The sequence below is a fragment of the Corynebacterium mustelae genome (assembly GCF_001020985.1).
GTDB lineage: Bacteria > Actinomycetota > Actinomycetes > Mycobacteriales > Mycobacteriaceae > Corynebacterium > Corynebacterium mustelae.
In genome coordinates, this window is record NZ_CP011542.1 from 358,158 (window position 1) to 375,477 (window position 17,320).

At 52.2% G+C, this 17,320-nt stretch carries 19 protein-coding genes and 1 pseudogene; 13 read left to right on the forward strand and 7 right to left on the reverse strand.

All coding sequences use genetic code 11. The annotated features are described in order from the left end of the window. The first annotated feature begins 6 nt into the window (after positions 1-6). The 5 genes from CMUST_RS01695 (at position 7) to ccsB (ending at position 5,428) form a co-directional block, all read left to right on the forward strand. Positions 7-813 carry a cytochrome c biogenesis CcdA family protein gene (locus CMUST_RS01695; RefSeq protein WP_236690139.1) on the forward strand — a complete coding sequence of 269 codons (807 nt, stop codon included), beginning with the start codon at positions 7-9 and terminating at the stop codon, positions 811-813. A 103-nt stretch (positions 814-916) separates the two neighbouring features. Then, positions 917-2,467 (forward strand): cytochrome c biogenesis protein ResB, encoded by a 1,551-nt coding sequence (locus CMUST_RS01700; RefSeq protein WP_047263275.1) that lies wholly within the window; start codon positions 917-919, stop codon positions 2,465-2,467. 183 nt (positions 2,468-2,650) lie between these two features. Then, a complete protein-coding gene (locus CMUST_RS01705; RefSeq protein WP_047261067.1) occupies positions 2,651-3,424 on the forward strand; it encodes a nucleotidyltransferase family protein in 774 nt (257 codons plus the stop codon). A 28-nt stretch (positions 3,425-3,452) separates the two neighbouring features. Next, positions 3,453-3,653, forward strand: a complete 201-nt coding sequence (locus tag CMUST_RS01710) for a hypothetical protein (RefSeq protein ID WP_047261068.1) — start codon at positions 3,453-3,455, stop codon at positions 3,651-3,653. A gap of 743 nt (positions 3,654-4,396) precedes the next feature. Then, a complete protein-coding gene (ccsB, locus tag CMUST_RS01715; protein ID WP_047261069.1) occupies positions 4,397-5,428 on the forward strand; it encodes a c-type cytochrome biogenesis protein CcsB in 1,032 nt (343 codons plus the stop codon). Between the two features lie 35 nt (positions 5,429-5,463). Here ccsB and CMUST_RS01720 read toward each other — a convergent pair whose 3' ends face one another. Together CMUST_RS01720 and CMUST_RS01725 are read right to left on the reverse strand one after the other, a co-directional pair. Beyond that, complete coding sequence (locus CMUST_RS01720) at positions 5,464-5,802, reverse strand: ArsR/SmtB family transcription factor (protein WP_047261070.1); 339 nt, start codon at positions 5,800-5,802, stop codon at positions 5,464-5,466. Between the two features lie 77 nt (positions 5,803-5,879). Beyond that, positions 5,880-6,191 carry a hypothetical protein gene (locus CMUST_RS01725; protein ID WP_047261071.1) on the reverse strand — a complete coding sequence of 104 codons (312 nt, stop codon included), beginning with the start codon at positions 6,189-6,191 and terminating at the stop codon, positions 5,880-5,882. Positions 6,192-6,391: 200 nt separating this feature from the next. Between CMUST_RS01725 and CMUST_RS01730 the strand changes: the two genes are divergently transcribed. Next, positions 6,392-6,694 (forward strand): DUF4229 domain-containing protein, encoded by a 303-nt coding sequence (locus CMUST_RS01730; RefSeq protein ID WP_236690185.1) that lies wholly within the window; start codon positions 6,392-6,394, stop codon positions 6,692-6,694. Here the strand turns inward: CMUST_RS01730 and CMUST_RS01735 are convergent. The 3 genes from CMUST_RS01735 to CMUST_RS01745 form a co-directional block, all read right to left on the reverse strand. Beyond that, positions 6,683-7,588, reverse strand: a complete 906-nt coding sequence (locus CMUST_RS01735; protein WP_047261073.1) for a 1,4-dihydroxy-2-naphthoate polyprenyltransferase — start codon at positions 7,586-7,588, stop codon at positions 6,683-6,685. The two genes, CMUST_RS01730 and CMUST_RS01735, sit on opposite strands and share 12 nt — an antisense overlap. Before the next feature lie 62 nt (positions 7,589-7,650). Beyond that, positions 7,651-8,790 carry an o-succinylbenzoate--CoA ligase gene (gene menE, locus CMUST_RS01740; RefSeq protein WP_047261074.1) on the reverse strand — a complete coding sequence of 380 codons (1,140 nt, stop codon included), beginning with the start codon at positions 8,788-8,790 and terminating at the stop codon, positions 7,651-7,653. A gap of 86 nt (positions 8,791-8,876) precedes the next feature. After that, positions 8,877-9,830 carry a 1,4-dihydroxy-2-naphthoyl-CoA synthase gene (locus CMUST_RS01745; protein WP_047261075.1) on the reverse strand — a complete coding sequence of 318 codons (954 nt, stop codon included), beginning with the start codon at positions 9,828-9,830 and terminating at the stop codon, positions 8,877-8,879. A gap of 236 nt (positions 9,831-10,066) precedes the next feature. Between CMUST_RS01745 and CMUST_RS01750 the strand changes: the two genes are divergently transcribed. Then, complete coding sequence (locus CMUST_RS01750; RefSeq protein WP_047261076.1) at positions 10,067-11,101, forward strand: o-succinylbenzoate synthase; 1,035 nt, start codon at positions 10,067-10,069, stop codon at positions 11,099-11,101. A 57-nt stretch (positions 11,102-11,158) separates the two neighbouring features. On the opposite strand, the gene CMUST_RS01755 is transcribed toward CMUST_RS01750, so the two are convergent. Both CMUST_RS01755 and CMUST_RS01760 read right to left on the reverse strand, forming a co-directional pair. Next, a complete protein-coding gene (locus tag CMUST_RS01755) occupies positions 11,159-11,404 on the reverse strand; it encodes a hypothetical protein (protein ID WP_047261077.1) in 246 nt (81 codons plus the stop codon). Between the two features lie 57 nt (positions 11,405-11,461). Next, on the reverse strand, positions 11,462-11,836 hold the full coding sequence (locus tag CMUST_RS01760) for a roadblock/LC7 domain-containing protein (RefSeq protein WP_047261078.1): 375 nt from the start codon (positions 11,834-11,836) through the stop codon (positions 11,462-11,464). A 179-nt stretch (positions 11,837-12,015) separates the two neighbouring features. Here CMUST_RS01760 and CMUST_RS01765 point away from each other — a divergent pair, with 179 nt between their 5' ends. The 6 genes and pseudogenes from CMUST_RS01765 (at position 12,016) to CMUST_RS01785 (ending at position 17,320) form a co-directional block, all read left to right on the forward strand. Further along, positions 12,016-12,741 carry a hypothetical protein gene (locus tag CMUST_RS01765; protein WP_047261079.1) on the forward strand — a complete coding sequence of 242 codons (726 nt, stop codon included), beginning with the start codon at positions 12,016-12,018 and terminating at the stop codon, positions 12,739-12,741. Further along, positions 12,741-13,199, forward strand: coding sequence for a roadblock/LC7 domain-containing protein (locus CMUST_RS01770; RefSeq protein WP_047261080.1), 459 nt, complete (start codon positions 12,741-12,743; stop codon positions 13,197-13,199). Before CMUST_RS01765 ends, CMUST_RS01770 begins: the two co-directional genes overlap by 1 nt. A 572-nt stretch (positions 13,200-13,771) precedes the next feature. After that, positions 13,772-14,009, forward strand: a pseudogene (locus CMUST_RS16500) (hypothetical protein); the annotation flags it as partial. A 45-nt stretch (positions 14,010-14,054) separates the two neighbouring features. After that, the gene (menD, locus tag CMUST_RS01775) at positions 14,055-15,680 is read left to right on the forward strand and encodes a 2-succinyl-5-enolpyruvyl-6-hydroxy-3-cyclohexene-1-carboxylic-acid synthase (RefSeq protein ID WP_047261081.1); all 1,626 of its coding nucleotides are present in this window, start codon (positions 14,055-14,057) and stop codon (positions 15,678-15,680) included. 3 nt (positions 15,681-15,683) lie between these two features. Beyond that, a complete protein-coding gene (locus CMUST_RS01780) occupies positions 15,684-16,181 on the forward strand; it encodes a DUF3592 domain-containing protein (RefSeq protein WP_201779213.1) in 498 nt (165 codons plus the stop codon). Positions 16,182-16,186: 5 nt separating this feature from the next. Next, entirely contained in the window at positions 16,187-17,320 is a 1,134-nt protein-coding gene (locus tag CMUST_RS01785) for a glycosyltransferase family 4 protein (protein WP_047261082.1), read from the forward strand.

Sequence of the window (17,320 nt, forward strand, 5' to 3'; positions counted from 1 at the left end):
CTCATCGTGTGGGAAATAAGCGGAAATATCAGTGACACTTTCGTCACAGCCATCACCAGCGGTCCGCTCCTGTTAGGATTTCTTGCGGCAGCCATAGCAGGCTTGGTCTCCTTCGCCAGCCCCTGCGTTGTACCGCTAGTACCAGGCTATTTAAGCTACCTGGCCAGCGTGGTAGGTGGTGAAACCGTAACCGACAACAAACACGGCGTCATAGTTGCACGCCGCAGCCGGTGGCGGGTCGCAGGCGCTGCACTATTATTCATCGCCGGATTCACCGTGATTTTTCTCCTCGCCACCGTGACCGCTTTCGGGGCAATAAGTACCCTTGCCCTAAGCAGCGATACCCTAACGATGGTTGGCGGAATAATCACCATCATCATGGGGCTGGTATTCATGGGGGCAATACCACTACTTCAGACCAGCACCAGGTTTTCCGCCAAAACATGGTCTACCTGGCTCGGGGCGCCCTTGCTGGGCGGAATATTTGCGCTCGGGTGGACACCCTGCCTAGGTCCAACCCTAGCTGCAATAATTTCCATATCAGCAGGAACCGAAGGCACAACAGCTGCCCGGGGAGCATTCCTCATCATCGGGTACTGCCTCGGCTTGGGGCTGCCATTCCTCCTAGTAGCCTTCGGCTCCGCCACCGCACTTAACGGAATCGAGTTTTTGCGTAAGCATTCCCGAACGCTTCAGATAATCGGCGGAATCACCCTGATACTCGTCGGTTTGGCACTGGTCACCGGAATATGGGGCGACTTCATCAACTGGATACGAATCATTACCCTAGAATTTGGAACCCCAGTCGTCTAAAACCGACTGCCCGGATACGTCGAAAAGCATAAAACGCTAAGGAACACACACCGTGAACTATCTCATCGCAGCGGCCAAAAAAGCCTGGCACTGGCTCACCAGCATGCGCACCGCACTCGTTCTGCTGTTCCTGCTTGCACTCGGTGCCATCCCCGGCGCCCTGCTACCACAACGCGCACTGAATGCTGATAACGTCACCGATTACATCGAAAACAACGGCAAACTCGCCGAAATCTACGACAAACTACAATTCTTCGACGTATTTAGCTCCACATGGTTCAACGCAATCACAGTACTGCTTTTCGTCTCACTCATCGGCTGTATCCTGCCCCGCAGTTGGGACCACTATAAAGCACTGAAAACCCCACCCGTTCGGGCGCCTAAAAACCTCAACCGGCTCCCGCACTACGGTAGCGGAACCGTCGAAAAACCCATCGCCGAAGTAGAAAAAACAATCGCCATCACCTTCAGCGGCTGGAACCTCGCCAGCTACCAACCAGCCGAAGATCGCGCCGGGTTGCGCTCCTTTGCTGCGGAAAAAGGATACTTACGTGAACTATTTAATCTGCTGTTTCACTTGGGCTTGGTGGGGATGCTTGCAGCGATCGCGATCGGTCGCCTGGTGTATTACGAAGGCCAGGTTATCGTCATTGCCAGCGATAAGCCCGAGGTGAACTCGCAATTCTGCAACACAGCCACCGCCAACTTCGACTCCTTCCGCGCTGGCTTGCTTTTCGACGGCACCGGGCTGAACACCTACTGCTTCGATGCGCACAATTTCTCTGCCGATTACCTGCCCAATGGTCAGGCTGAAAACTTCCAATCGGAAGTATCCTACGCGGTGGGTGATGCGATTAATTCCGATCCAGCCACCTGGGAAAACTACACACTTCGGGTCAACCATCCGCTTCGCATTGCGGGCGACCGGGTGTACCTTCAAGGCCACGGGTTTGCCCCTACCTTCACCATCACCTGGCCGGACGGCACCACCCGCAGCCAAACCGTGCAGTTTCGGCCCGATGATTTGACGTTCTTCCTCTCATCCGGTGTCATGCGTTTCGACCCGCCTGCCGGACTTTACCCGGAGCTATTCGACAGGCGACAGAATCAGCTAACTATCCAAGGACTATTCGCCCCCACCGCAGCCTGGAGCGGGGAAAACAACGAACTATTGTCCTCCTCCTACCCAGCCATGCGCGACCCAGCAGTAGCTATCGACGTCTATCGGGGTGATCACGGCCTGGATGCTGGAACCAGCCAATCGATCTTTACCATCGACCCAACCCTCATACACACCGGGCAATTACAAAAAATTAGCCGTGTGAATCTACTGGTTGGTGAATCAGTCACACTTGACGACGGCACCATAATCCGCTTCAACGGCGCGGAAGAATTCGCCAACTACCAGATTTCCTATGACCCCACCCAGATCTGGGTGCTGGGCTTTACCACACTTTCCTTACTCAGCTTGGTGGGGTCGCTGGTAATCAAACGCCGCCGCATCTGGGTGCGTATTAAACCGATTTCTGACACCGAAACCTATATCGAAACCGCCGGATTAGCCCGCACAGACCGGGCAGGCTGGGGCGAAGAATACGAAGAAATCCACCGGATTCTCCTCGACCTGCCAGAACCCGATGACGACGAAGAATAACCCGCGTGGTGGTGGGGGAGAGTGCTGCCTTAACTTCTAATAAAACAGATGCGATGGTACCCGTCTCTTTTCAAAACTGAAAAGGTGAAACTGAGTGTTGACGTGGTTTTATACTAGTTTTCGAATCTTTTGCCAAAAATCTTGGTGTATCTCAGGTTTATAACAAAGGAAGTCGAGCAGTAGATGCTGATCACCAATAAGCCTTCGTGGTCTAAGAGTTCAATTCACAAATTAGGTAAAAAGATGCGGGATGGTGAAGAGTATGATGTTGATCTTTGGGAATCGTTCATTGGTCATCATTCGTGCTTTCTTGAAGCATTGCTCGGCATAATGATGGCTAGAGCCGCATCGTTAAATTTTGACGCAGCAAACGTAAGCGAAATAAAACCTGGTACGCGGCAATACTTTCTAACTGGGCGCGTTAAAACCAAACTGACGACTATAGAGAAATTACGCCGTATGGGCACAACTCCGCTGGAAAATATTCAGGACATTACCGGGTTACGTTTTGACTGCGATATGAATCTTCAAGAGCAATCAGATATAGCAACGTACTTTAAAGAAGTTTTCCTTGAATTAGGGGCAAAGAAGGTAGATATTCGAGACCTACGAGAAGACCCACATAGTGGCTATCGGGCTATTCATCTGCGCATATTTTGCGAAGCGGGCAATGCAGAGTTACAAGTTCGGACAGCTTTACAGGCTAAATGGGCGAACTTATATGAGCTCATGGGGGATATATTTGGTAGGGAGATTCGTTATCTTCAGGTTGAAGAGTTATCTGAAGAAATAAGAACTTCGGCTGAGACGGCCCAACAGCTTTCGGATTTAATATACGACAGTGAAGCGCGAAACTCTGCTTATGAAAATCGGGGCAAACTGTTGTTTATCTATGAAAAGGTAGATGGTATGGTAAGGCAACTGGCTATGCATCGTAACCAAGCGCATATACACTAAAAGAAAGATTACAAGGTGGTTGACTAAAATGAGCGCATTTTTGATTGAATACCATCGCATGGGTGGCAACGTAACGGTGCAACTATTTGATTCTTTGAGTGAGGCGACGAGGGCTCGAATTCTCCGAGAGCGCCAAATTGATGAGGAACAGGTAGAAGTTGTTGTCATTGCTGCTGCAAATGAAGAAGAGCTTCGAGGATCCCACTCACGATATTTTATGGCTGCGTGACATCGCGGGGAATAAAGAAACATACTTACGCTTAATAGCCATATGTGGTAATTAGTCGTTGATATATGCGTTCGGGAATTCCTGGCTTCTGCGCTAATTTGTCCCTTAACCCCCGAATTCATCAAAATACGCAATGAGCATTGGCACTTAAAGCTCAGTGGCTGGTCTACATAAAGTAAACCAGCCACCGGAATTAGCGCGGTACGTGTGTTTCAACGCCGCCACTTCGCTTTAAATTATAGGAGTATCCCCGGCTCATGAAAACTACGGGATAAATAGGTCTTGCCAGAATCAGCAGCTAACCCTTTTATCATGATGCTGATAGGTGGCTGATCCTGACTTGTAGAAACCCCACGTTTTGTTATTTAGCTGCAAGGATTGCGTTATGTGAATCTCTTTACTCGCCGTTGATGCGGCGTGGATTGGGTTAATTATTCATTGATCCGCACAGTTAATGGGTGTCCTGTTGTGCGTATCTCTCGTGGTCCTGCGGTGCAGTCCTGTGTGCCGCGGAATTTTGATATCCGGTTTGGTTTTATCGCTAGCTGGCGGCTGAAACTGGAACTTGGTCTGGTAACCAGATAGGGGCTGTCCCCGCTATATCGTGTAGTGGTTGCCGTGGCTTCCTGTGAATAGCTGGCTAGGTCTTGGGTTATCCCGGAAAAGGCGGTATCGTGGATCAAAGCCTGATTCACTTTCAAAAGTGCATGTAAAAACCAAGAAATTATGAGGTTTCATTTTTAATGAACGTGAATAATACGCTAGCGGCCTTTTCGGATTACGCATTCTTCAGTGCGTTTATCATTTACTCCTTGGCGCTGGCGCTTTCCATTGTGTTCTACATCAAACGCCAAGGACTTATTGATCTAGAACGAGAAAAAGAACACGTCACCGCCGAACAATTGGTGGCGGTAGGGGCGGGAGCTGAAGTCTCCGGAAGCGTTGAAACACCTGCTTCGGTGGGGCCGTCGACAAGCGAGACGGATCTTGACACCCGCATTGCTGATAGGCAGGCTGCGGCAGAAAAATTCGCAGGCATGACGCAGACAGTGGTGTGGCTTGGCATCATTATCCATGTTGCTTCCGTGGTGCTGCGGGGGTTGTCGGCGGGTCGATTCCCGTTTGGCAATTTGTATGAGTACATCACGGAAATTTGCATGTTCACTATGATCGTTGCGGCGTTTTATTTGCAACGAAAGGATCTGCGGGTGCTGTGGCCGTGGGTGCTGTCACCGATTCTGGCGTTATTGTTCTTTGGCGGCACCAAGCTGTATGTGGATTCAGCGCCGGTGGTTCCTGCGCTGCAGTCATATTGGCGGGCTATTCATGTCAGTTCGGTGTCCGTGGGGGCTTCAATCGGCATGATTTCTGGTGTGGCATCCCTGTTGTATTTGCTGCGGATGTGGCAGCCGTTAGGCAAAGAATCTGGGTTCTTTGGAAAAGTCGCTAAACCATTGCCGTCGGCCAAGGTACTTGATGGCATTGCGTATCGCACTGCGATCATTACGGTTCCGTTGTTTGGTTTGGGAATTGTTTTAGGGGCGATCTGGGCTGAGGCTGCCTGGGGACGGTTCTGGGGATGGGATCCGAAGGAAACCGTGTCGTTTATCACCTGGATTTTATATGCGATTTATCTTCATGCCCGCGCGACGGCGGGCTGGCGTAATGCGAAAGCAGCGTGGGTGAATATTCTGGCGCTTGCCACCATGATTTTTAATTTGTTCTTTATCAACCTGGTGGTTTCCGGCCTGCATTCTTATGCTGGTTTGAATTAAAAATTCTTTTATGCGCGGGTGCGTGCCGTTGTCTCTTATAGGGAGGCAATGAGTGCGTGCACCCGCGCGAATTCTTTGGGGACGATTGCGTAATACGCCCATTTGCCTTGTTTGCGGCGCTGCACCAAGTTGACATCCACAAGTTTTTTCATGTGGTGGGTGACTGTTGGTGCCGAAACATTAAGGGCGCTTGACAGGTCGATGGCACAGATTTCCCGCTCGGTATTATGAGCAATGATGTAGAGGATCTGTAGTCGGGTGGCGTCGGCAAGTACTTTGAAAAGCTGTGCTGCGCGTTGGGAATCAACCAGCTCAGCGGAAGAAAGAGCTGGTTGCTTGCTGGGTGGCAGGTTGACAGCCGGTGTCGAACGCATGCCTCCAACTATATAGGCAAGCGTAAGCTAAGTAAACTCTTGTCTGATGTTTTATTCGGGGGTTGTCTTATTACGCTTCAGCTTTCCGACGCGGGTGGCTCCTCCATCGGCTTTGGATCGTCACCATCTTTCGGTTTGTGGTCGTAGCGTTGTTGCGCGCGTTTAATCCGTTCCTCCTCTTGGCGGTACGCTTCCTCCTGTGCACGTCGCTGCTTGAATTGTTTCTTTTCTAGCTCCCAAAGGAAATTCTCGTCGTCATCTGGCCCTTTAATCTTACGGGCCGGTTGACTCGTGTGATTTAAATTTCGGTTCCAGGTGTGCGGACCAAACGCTCGCCACACTATGTATGCTGCGAGAACTAAGCAAAGAAGAAGGATCAATCGTCCCACGTTGACCAGATACTCCTTGTCTGTACAACTGTTGGTTAATCGTCACATGACGAGGTTCATTTAAGTCTAGAGACAATCTAGCTGATTGGGGCAACCTTGGGGCCAGGCTTAAAAAAACTAGCTCAAATTGTGACAGTCGATTAGGGTCATAAGGTGTGTCTGAAGAACAACAGCTTCCAGAAGCACCGCAAGAATCAGCTATACAACCGCCACAGCGAGATCCGAGGCTTGCTAAACAGGCACGTACCAGTGTCTTGCTGTATGGTTTGGCTCGGCTGGGATTATTTATCACGTTAACGATGTGTATTCAGCTTCTTGCCTTGGCTATCGGTGCGCCAGTACCGATCTATATTTCTGCGATGTTGGCTCTTATTGTCGCGTTGCCACTATCGGTTTTTGTGTTTAAGGGGTTGCGCGTTCGCGCGACGAAAGCAGTTGCTGATTGGGATATGCAGCGCAAAGCGTATAAACAGTGGGTTAAATCGGAATTATCATCCCGCTAACGCTGTTATTCCAAGCGCTGCGGCGGTGATTATGGACCATAGTGCCATTGCTCGCCCAGTAGTGCCCAGCACTGGAATCAAATCGCGCCCCAGCGCACCGTGGCGCACTGGTTCAGAGGCCCGCCACTGGATCGGTGCGATTAAAAGACCGATCAAGGCATAGGGGGTCACGGTGGAAAGACATAGACTTACCCATAGGGGCGTGGCTGCCAGGATGAGATAGAGCCGCCTGGTCCATATATCACCAAGCCGTACTGCTAAGGTGATTTTACCGGCGGCGGAGTCAGTGGGAATATCGCGGAGATTGTTTACCAGATTGACACTGGCAGAAAGCGCACCAATCGCTACAGCGCAAAGGACTCCTACCCAGGTTATTAGTCCAGCTTGGGTAAATTCCGTGCCAAGCACGGCGATCAATCCGAAGAAGATGAAAATCGCGATTTCACCTAGTCCGTGATACCCATAGGGGTGGCTGCCGCCGGTGTAAAACCATGCCGCAGCGATACACACTGCGCCAAGCGCTACTAACCACCAGGATGATACAGCAGCAAGTGCAAGGCCGATTACGGCTGCCAGCGCGAAGAATCCGAACGCCGCATATTTTACGTGGTTTGGCTTGGCTATACCGGAACCCACTAGTCGTAGTGGGCCACTCCGGCTGTCGTCGGTTCCTCGAATGCCATCGGAATAATCGTTGGCGTAATTGACTCCACAAATCAGTGCCCAGCTCACAACTGCAGCGGCCAGTGCTCGCCATAGGTTCGCTCCACCTGCATAAGTGGCGGCACCGGTGCCCACGATGACGGGGGCAAAGGCATTTGCCCAGGTGTGGGGGCGGGCACCTTCCAGCCACTGGGCGAAGGTCGGTTTTGGTGTCACAGAGTCTTTCGGCACAGCCTATATTGTTCTGCCGGAATGGGAGAAAACCAAACCGAGTCAGTATTGGGTTTAAAAAACTAGCGTGAGCTAAAAAACTCCACCACTTTTAATCTATCGACTTTCCCCGGTCCGATGAGCGGAAGTTCCGGCACCCGTTTGAGCTGTTTAGGTAGTTGCCAGCGAGGTAACTCATCAAGGGCGGCAATGATGTCATGCGGGGAAGTGACACCAACATAGGCGGCCGCTATTGCTTGACCGAGCCGGGCATCAGGTACCCCAACAACACAGACATTGTCGACCCCAGGAACATCGAGAAGTGTTTGTTCAAGCACTTCCGGGTGTATTTTTAATCCACCAGAATCGATGATGGTATCAATTCGGCCGGTGACCGTGAGCAGCCCATTATCTATGTATCCGGTGTCTGAGGTGAGATAAAACCCGGGTCGAGAAAAGGCTTCGTGTTCGGGAAAATTCCGATAACCTGCAGCCACCATTGGGCCAGCAATGAGGATACGTTCGGCCTCCACACGGATGGTGACTCCTGCTAATGGCTGCCCGTTATAGACGCAGCCGCCAGCTGTTTCGGAAGAACCGTAGGTACTGACCACCGAGATTCCCAGGTCCCGCGCCGCACGGCGATCGTCACTGCGCAGCGGTCCACCACCGACCAGTATGGCGTCGAAAAGCCGCAGTGCTTCGATTCCCTGCAATGTATCCATGGCCTTGAGTAACTGCAGCGGGGTGAGCGAGGTGTAACAGCGCGACGATTCGGCGCGAAGTGTCGCTGCGGCTTGGGCGAAATCGTTGATGTGAAAGCCCTGGGAGACATCGACAACTATCGGATCAATTCCCGCGACCAGGCTACGCACCAGCACTTGAATGCCTGCAATGTGATGCGCGGGCAGTGCCAGGAGCCATGCACCGGCGCCGCCCAGGAAGTGATGGGTGGCGTCGGCGGAAGCCACCAGGTTCGCTGGAGTTAATTGAGCACCTTTTGGGGTTCCGGTGGATCCGGAAGTGGCCACTACAACCGCTATATCTGGGCTGATTTCTTCTCCCGCCCGCATGTGATTATGCAGGATCCGGGCGCGGGCTGGTTCGTCGGCGGGCACCGGCAATAATGTTCGTTGCGAAGCGATGGATTCTTCCAAGGCATCAAGAAACGGATACGGGTTTGCCGCCGCGACGGGGAAGGGTTCAAGCAGACGAAGCGCCATAGCCCAATAGTGTATCGTTTACCGGGCTTTTTGCTTATCGACGCCCACCTGCGGGTACCCCACATTGGTCACGATTTGATAGCGATCTAGTAGTAGTAAGGAAACTGCGACCAGTCAGGATCGCGTTTTTCCAGGAAAGAGTTTTTCCCTTCCACCGCCTCATCGGTCATATACGCCAAACGAGTAGCCTCGCCAGCAAAAACTTGCTGCCCCATTAACCCGTCATCGGTTAAGTTAAACGCAAACTTCAGCATCCGCTGCGCGGTTGGCGACTTGCCGTTAATCTCACGCGCCACCTGGATGGCTTCGTCTTCCAGATCAGCGTGGTCGGCGACGATATTGACCGCGCCCATCCGCTGCATCGTCAACGCGTCGTAGGTGCGGCCGAGGAAGAAAATTTCCCGAGCAAATTTCTGCCCCACCATTTTTGCTAGATATGCCGAACCGTAGCCAGCATCAAAGGAACCAACATCAGCGTCAGTTTGCTTAAACCGCGCCTCTTGGCGAGACGCGATGGTCAAGTCGCACACTACATGCAGGGAATGCCCGCCACCGGCGGCCCAGCCGTTAACAACGGCGATGACTACCTTGGGCATGGTGCGAATCAGTCGCTGTACCTCCAAAATATGCAACCGCCCGCCTTCTGCCTTGGTGCGTACCTCATCGACAGTGTCAGCGGTTTCGCCATCGGCATAGCGGTAGCCTGACCTGCCCCGGATTCGCTGATCACCACCGGAGCAAAACGCCCAACCACCATCTTTTTCGGCGGGCCCGTTGCCAGTAATAAGCACCGTACCAACGTCGGGGGTACGCCGAGCGTGATCAAGTGCGCGGTACAACTCGTCAACTGTGTGAGGTCGGAAAGCATTGCGCACTTCAGGGCGGTTGAAGGCAATACGGACGATCCCGTTTGCGCGCCCTGTGCCCACATGGCGGTGGTAGGTAATGTCAGTGAGGTCGTCAAATCCAGTGACCGTGCGCCACAACTCGGGTTTAAATGGATTATCAGTGCTGTAGATGTGGGTAGGTTCGTTACTCATAATGGTTACTTAGTGTACTGCCCGAAGACCCCTACTGGTGATGATGGGGCAATACGGGTGGGGGTGCGGCTATGTTCAGGGCATAAGTGGTTGATTGGGAGTGAATTACCTTCCGGCATGGCTATTGTCGCATAAAGCCAGTTGCCGCTTCGGATTATGAAAATTTGGCGTTTTGCTGGTGTTTTATTGGCGATATTAATCCCCAGATATGGCCGTTATCTTCTATAGTTAGGTAGATGAACATTCCACCGCTTGCCGATATCCAAGAACAGGCTCACGTTGTGAGTTTGCCGCTGCGCGTTCGTTTCCGAGGGGTACGGGAACGTGAAGCATTAGTGTTTCCCGGTCCGAGTGGGTGGGGCGAGTTTTCGCCGTTTCTGGAATACGATGCGAAAGAAGCTGCCACCTGGTTGCGCTGCGGGATAGAAATGGCATACGGTGGCGCACCAACAGCAGTGCGGGACAAGATCGCAGTGAATGCGACCGTTCCGGCTGTTAAACCATGGCAAGTTGATGAAGTGCTAGCCCACTATCCAGGGTGTAGCACAGTCAAAGTGAAAGTGGCAGAACCGGGTCAGCAATTGGTCGATGATATCGCCCGGGTTGAGGCGATTCGGTCGTATTTGCCAGGGGCGAAGATTCGGGTAGATGCAAATAAAGGGTGGACGGTTGATGAGGCTTTGGCGGCAGCCGAAGTGCTGGGGCCATTGGACTACATGGAACAGCCGTGTGCGACAGTAGCAGAGCTTGCGGAACTGCGAACCAGACTTGTTCGGGCTGGCTTATTCGTTAGAGTGGCCGCTGATGAGTCGATTCGCCGGGCAGAGGATCCATTTGCGGTAGCTAATCAAGGAGCAGCCGATGTAGCAGTGGTGAAAGCGGCGCCGTTGGGAGGGCCATCGAAGGTTTTGGAAGTAGCCAAGTTTATGCGGGCGAAAGGCTTAGACATCACGGTTTCCAGCGCGCTGGAAACCGGGGTGGGAATGAATGCTGGGTTGGCTGCGGTGGCGGCGTTGCCTACGCATGTGGATGATGAGGATCTAGATGTGCCTCCTGCGCCAGCGGGTTTGGCGACACAGCGGTTGTTTGTGGCCGATATAACGCCGCAACGTACGCTTATTGACGGGCACTTGAGCACCGAACTACTGGCTCCAGAGAATGATCGGTTGGAGGAATTTGCGGCTGAGCCCAAGCGGCGGGATTATTGGCTGGCCAGGTTAGCAGATGCGTGGGAAGTATTGAACCGCACGCACAACCTAGGCAAAAGCTAAGTAGAAGACCAAAAAACGTGAAGCACTCGTCAAAAAACCCATAGGCGGGGGAGTGCTTCACGTTGATTGTGGTGGATTTCCGAAAATCCGTTGCCAAAACTTCCGTTGGGAGTGATCGCGTGGCTCAGGCTCCGCAGATTCCACTTCAGCAGCGGGTGCGGACCCTTCATCTGACTCACTGACAGTTGGTGTCAAAATTTCACCGGTGCTGGTTTGCGGAGCCAGGGTGACCCCAGCAGCAACCGTCGTCTCCGGCGTGCCGCTGGGGGATTCGGTAGATACCGAGGTAACTTCTTCAATCACTGTGGAGGAAATTACCTCGGTGTCGTTGGCAGGGGGTTCTGCGCGTTCCGGTGAGCTTCAGGCCAGATTGTACTTGTTTACATTGGCGTTAACGGTGGTTCGCAGTAGTGCCAAATTAGTCTGGCCTGCCTGGACTGCAACATAAACGAAGAGATCATCATTAATCACTCGGATAAGGTGAAGCTGATCAGTCAGGGTAAGCAGCATATCCTGTAACGAGGACTGGATGCCAAGCGCCTGGATGGTCTTATTCTTAGCTTTCACCATCTCGCTGTTGTAGGCAGCGGCAACGTCAAGATCAAAGTTGGCCAACCGGGAGGTTGAAGCCAAAGACATGCCTGTGGCGAGATCGACAACAGATGCGCCGATAAAGCCATCGATGTCTTCTGCGAGACTATTCAGAAAGTTGTTTAGATGCTCTTGCTGGGACATATTAGCCAGTTCCTATTCCAATTCAATGCTATTTCACGGCCGATTGTTTTACATTTAAGTAAGCCGTTACGGCCGTCGGGTTAACCCGACCAATTATCAGATTAGACAACTAAGTCCTTTTAATCAATACTTAAGTCATTGGCTTAAATCAATTTTCCTTTAGGAATATCATTAAGAGCATGCTTCCAAATACCTATCGTAAACGACGCCACGGCAAGATCGAAGAATTAGATGTTGTTGACCTTGATCCGTATCACTGCATTCCGCAGGATGCGATCATTGGTTCCCCCACCACCACTGAGGTGATCTTTGTGGGGCCAGTCGGGGTGGGTAAAACTACCTCCGTGGAAACACTTTCCACCGTGCTTCCTATCACTACTGAAGCCAAGGCCGCGGCCGAAGGTGAATTTGTTTCTAGGTGGAAAACTACCACTACAGTGGGCATTGACTACGGTATTTGGAAGCCGGATGAGAAGACGGAAATCGGGTTGTTTGGCACCGCCGGACAGGATCGATTTGAGTCGACTCGGGTTGCGTTAAAAAACCCGGAAGCCGGGGTCGTATTGTGGCTCTACGGCGATGAGGCTTTGCTGCAGGAACAGCTGGAGCAATGGCTGCCTGCGGTGAACAATGCTCTTAAGCGGGGCCGGTTGTGTATTGCGCTGAATTTCCTGGAGGGGGACGCAGGTGCGGTTATGGCCAAAACCAAATCTTTACTAACGGAATTATTATCCAAGGCTGATAATGGGCTGGGAGATGGGTCCAATTCCACCCCCATAGAGGGGGCGGTTCCTGGAATCTTCACCGGGGCTCCTATTCTTCCTGTAGTACCTGTTGTTACGGCAGACCCACGTAGAAAAGATGATGTAGCCCGCGTTGTCGAGCTGGCGATCAGGAGTAGCTAATGACTGACGAGATTCTTGCACGACACCGCCGCGTGCGTGGCCGCGATTTTGGCACCAATGATATTGCGGCGGCTGCATTGCCGTTGCTTTCTCGGTTGCGTAATCAATATCCTGGGATTTACTCCATTATTTTGGGTACCGGTGACGGTATCCATGTATGTTCCATCGGCTTTAATTCCACCGATGACGCCTCCCGTATGGCGGCGCTTAATTCCTCTATGTTGGCAGTTTCGTTGGCGCAGGCGCAGGTTATCGACCCATTGAAGAGCGAGTTACGGGAGACTGTCGTTGCGGTTGAGTTGCCCGATAATGAGTTTTTGGGCATGGCTCGGATTGAGCATCCGCCGGTCGGGCATTTGGTGTTGGGGCTTTTTGCGCGGAACACACAATTGGGCATGGCTGTGCATCAGGCTCAGGCTATTGCAAAGGCGTTGCACGATTGGCTGGAAGAGGTATAGTCGCCTGCCTGTTGCCGCCAGCTGTGGATGTGGGTTCCATAGCTGGCGGCCTTTTGTTACCTATTGCAAGCCCCTACTGGAATATAAGATTTGCCAAAACGCGGCGTTGATTTTTGGGGCGGGTACCTTGTTCTGGCGACTATACCACTTATGATACTTTAAGGTTTTTGCTGGGAAGTGGTGCTAATGATGCGTTGTGACCCGGTGTTTAGGGGTTTATTGTTATTAACATTGCATTGTAAACTGGTTTTGAAATGAATTACATCCATGTAATTATGTCGCACCTTTGCAGCATTTAGGTCTGGTATTTAATTGCGTAATTGGGATAAAATTTTCGATAAATATCCGCATATCGATAATTCTGAATCGGTTAATTATGTTCCCTAATTTCACCAACATCAAATTCGCTAATATTGTATTGCGTTTATTTCTCCCTAACGTCAGGTTCGTAGGGCTTGACATGCTTATCACAGAAAAGCCCAGGCAACTGTCTTATGAATAGTCGACGTTTTCGTCGTCTGTTTGACTTGTATCAGCTATCAACTAGGTGTCGCCCGGCAGGTTGTGGCACGATGGTTAACCATGGCCTTTCGTCCGTTCCGCTTGTCGCTGATACCTATGGCGTTATCAAAGTGCGCAGTGCTCGTGTGAATATTGTGAAAAACCTGGATGGTGAAATCTCCAAACGTTGGTTGACAGTTTTCACCGAGGCATCCGGTTCGGGTAAATCCTCGTTAGTTTTTTAACACTATTGCTGCTGAACCACGTCGGCTTATCTACGAAACTGTTCCGCCTTCGGCCTTGGTTCAGCCCGCAACGCTGACTGGTACTTCTTTGAAACTAGAATTGTAAATCATGACGTTTGCTCAACATTCTGCTGCGGCATTGGCTGTGGCCTTAGCTGAAGAATTGGCCCGGCATATCACTGATGTCGTTATTTGCCCTGGTTCACGTAATTCGCCGTTGTCACTGGCGTTGATTGCTCGCCCAGATGTTCGGGTGCATAGTCGGATTGATGAACGCTCAGCAGCGTTCGCGGCGTTGGGTATGGCGCGGGTTACTGGTCGGCATGTGGGTGTAGTGACTACTTCCGGTACTGCGGTGGCTAATTGCCTGCCAGCGGTTGTGGAGGCACGTCATGCGCATGTGCCGCTAGCCATTATTTCTGCGGATCGCCCGGTGGATCTGGTGGGCACGGGGGCAAATCAGACTATTGAACAACGTGGGTTACTAACGCTTCCAACCATTGATGTAGCCACTGTTGCTGATCTTTCGATGCTTGTCGACGCGTTCACAGCCCCGGTGGTTCATATTAATGCTAGATTTGCGGAGCCTTTGGTGGCTGGTTTGCCGTTGGTGCCGGAACCGGTAGCGCGCCATAACAACTACCAGTTGATAGGCCAGGTGGATCACGGGGTAGTAGACGTCGATCTTCGTGTACGCACCTTGGTGATTGCTGGTGACGAGGCTTGGGCGGTGCCTGGGTTGGAAGATGTGCCGACCATAGCTGAGCCGTCGGCACCAACGCCGTATCACCCGGTGCATCCACTAGCAGCCCCGGTGTTTGCTAAAACTCAGGTGTCAGCGGCGGGATTTGTGGTGGATACCAAAGTGGAACAGGTGATCGTGGTTGGTCATCCTACGTTGCATCGCGATGTGCTAAAACTTGTGGCTGATCCAGATGTGGATGTGGTGGTGTTGACTCGCACGGATACGGTGACTAATCCGTTCCGTAAGCAGGTTCGGGTTGGTAGTCGGGTCAAGGTCACTGGTCAGCCCACACCGGAGTGGCTCAAGATTTGTACTGCCGCCTCTGACATGGCTGCTGCGACGGTGCGGGAAGTGCTTGCGGAGCCGGAATTTGGGTTTACGGGTTTGCATGTGGCTGCGGCGGTGGCTGACACGTTGGGCACCGGTGATACGTTATTCATCGGCCCGTCGAATCCGGTTAGGGATTGTTCGTTGGTGGGTTTGCCTTTCGACGGGGTAGACACGTTCACCCCACGCGGTGTGGCCGGAATCGACGGTAATATTTCGCAGGCGATTGGGGTGGCGCTGGCGACCCAAGCAAGGTATCCCGATCAGGTGCGTGCGCCGCGTACGGTGGCGATCATGGGTGATGTGACGTTTGTGCATGACCTTGGCGGGTTGGTTTCGTTGCCGGGTTCACCGCAGCCGGAAAATCTCACCATTGTGGTGGCTAATGATAATGGTGGTGGTATTTTTGAAACGCTGGAGATCGGTGCCGAAGAATATAAACCGAGTTTTGAACAGGCATTTGGCACGCCGCACGCGGTAGATATTGAATCATTGTGTGTTGGTTTCGGGCATGATTATCGGAGGGTCGAGACCCTATCTGAATTGGTTGCGGCGTTGTTGGATACTATCGATTCTGGTGGGTTTACTGTTATTGAGGCGCTAACCCAACGAGATACCCGACGACAGTTGCATGACGTACTGAAAGCTAAGAACGCAATTTAAACTATGTCCACGATGATCCAACGCATCCCGATTTATAGCGCTGACCGTATTAAACGGCGCGTGGTGCAGGCAGTGTTTGTGCTTTATGCCGTTGCTATGTTGGGCAGCGGTGCCATGCTGGCTGGTGCTGGGCTTAACGATTATATGATCGATAAAGACCCCGGCCGGGCGTTGGCTCGGGTTACTTCGGTGACGAAAACCAGGGCTATCGTGGAATTTCAAGACGACCAAGGTCGGGTACATTCCCCGGAATCTGGCTTGTTATATCCCACCGGATTGGGTGCAGGGCAACGGGTGTGGGTGACATATGCTCGTTCTAATCCGAACCTGGTCAAGGTGCAGGGTCGGGAATGGACGCTTGCGATTATTCCTACGTTGTCGACTATCGCGGTGATTAATGTGGTGGCCGTGATTGGGGTTATATTGGCACGCAAGATCACACCACAGCCTAAACCTGTGCGTACCCGTACGATTACCATTGCGCCCCGAAACAAAACGTAACCGTTATGCGGATAGCTATTGTTGCGGAATCGTTTGCCCCGCAGGTCAACGGGGTGAGCAATTCGATTATGCGGTTGCTGGAGTTTTGCCGCGACCACGGCCATGATGTTGTGGTTATTGCTCCCGGTTATCCGGTCTCGTCTAGCAGCAATTTCGCTTACGGTTTTCGGGTGGTGCGGTTACGATCCCTTCGGATTCCGGGTATTGCGTCGTTTCGGGTAGGTATTCCTTCGGGCAGGATCTATTCCACCATTTACCGGTTTCAACCTGATGTGGTGTACTGTGCTAGCCCGTTTGTTGTTGGCGCTGCGGGAATCCTTGCTGCCCGGTTGCTATCTATCCCGTGTATTGCCGCTTTTCAGACGGATGTGGCTGGTTTTGCCACCACGTACCGGTTGGGAGCAATGGTTCCGATTGTTTGGTGGTGGCTTCGGGTTATTCATAATGCAGCTGATCGCACGGTGGCACCTTCGACTGCAAGTATCACAGCGTTGGTTGAGCATAATATTGATAATGTTCAGCATTGGGGGCGGGGTGTCGATACCCAGCTATTTCAGCCAGCCAACCGCCAGGAAACGCTTCGGCGCAGCTGGGGCGCGCCGGACAAAACCATCGTCGGGTATGTTGGCAGGTTAGCCAAGGAAAAGAACCTGCATCGGCTAATTGCGGTTGCCAATGATCCGACGATGCAATTGGTTATTGTTGGTGACGGTCCGCTGGGTGAACATTTAAGACGCCTCCTGCCACAGGCGGTTTTTACCGGAACTCTGCACGGTGCAGAATTATCCCGCGCTTACGCCAGTTTTGATGTTTTTGTCCACCCGGGTGAACACGAAACTTTTGGCCAAACCATCCAGGAAGCTCTCGCTTCGGGGGTTCCGGTGATAGCTACGTCGGTGGGTGGGCCGGCGGATCTCATTCGGGTTCACGAAACCGGTGAATTGTTAGAACCTGAAGAATTCAGTGAGCGGATTGTTGCGGCGATCAAAGATATCCGGCATATCTGCGACTATCCAGCCATGGCTAGGGCCGCACGGTTAAGCGTTGTGCACAATGGGTGGGAGCGGCTATGCGCACAGCTATTGCACCAGTGTGACCAGGTGATTGCGGCTCGAACAGCGGTGAAGGCTTATGGTTAG

Bases quoted from the DNA above. Each gene is read 5' to 3' on its own strand.
- CMUST_RS01705 (WP_047261067.1), top strand. From the start codon at position 2,651: ATGCTGATCACCAATAAGCCTTCGTGGTCTAAGAGTTCAATTCACAAA.
- CMUST_RS01700 (WP_047263275.1), top strand. From the start codon at position 917: ATGCGCACCGCACTCGTTCTGCTGTTCCTGCTTGCACTCGGTGCCATC.
- CMUST_RS01745 (WP_047261075.1), bottom strand. From the start codon at position 9,830: ATGAGTAACGAACCTACCCACATCTACAGCACTGATAATCCATTTAAA.
- CMUST_RS01760 (WP_047261078.1), bottom strand. From the start codon at position 11,836: ATGTCCCAGCAAGAGCATCTAAACAACTTTCTGAATAGTCTCGCAGAA.
- CMUST_RS01710 (WP_047261068.1), top strand. From the start codon at position 3,453: ATGAGCGCATTTTTGATTGAATACCATCGCATGGGTGGCAACGTAACG.
- menD (WP_047261081.1), top strand. From the start codon at position 14,055: ATGACGTTTGCTCAACATTCTGCTGCGGCATTGGCTGTGGCCTTAGCT.
- CMUST_RS01750 (WP_047261076.1), top strand. From the start codon at position 10,067: ATGAACATTCCACCGCTTGCCGATATCCAAGAACAGGCTCACGTTGTG.
- menE (WP_047261074.1), bottom strand. From the start codon at position 8,790: ATGGCGCTTCGTCTGCTTGAACCCTTCCCCGTCGCGGCGGCAAACCCG.
- ccsB (WP_047261069.1), top strand. From the start codon at position 4,397: ATGAACGTGAATAATACGCTAGCGGCCTTTTCGGATTACGCATTCTTC.
- CMUST_RS01770 (WP_047261080.1), top strand. From the start codon at position 12,741: ATGACTGACGAGATTCTTGCACGACACCGCCGCGTGCGTGGCCGCGAT.
- CMUST_RS01780 (WP_201779213.1), top strand. From the start codon at position 15,684: ATGTCCACGATGATCCAACGCATCCCGATTTATAGCGCTGACCGTATT.
- CMUST_RS01785 (WP_047261082.1), top strand. From the start codon at position 16,187: ATGCGGATAGCTATTGTTGCGGAATCGTTTGCCCCGCAGGTCAACGGG.
- CMUST_RS01765 (WP_047261079.1), top strand. From the start codon at position 12,016: ATGCTTCCAAATACCTATCGTAAACGACGCCACGGCAAGATCGAAGAA.
- CMUST_RS01720 (WP_047261070.1), bottom strand. From the start codon at position 5,802: ATGCGTTCGACACCGGCTGTCAACCTGCCACCCAGCAAGCAACCAGCT.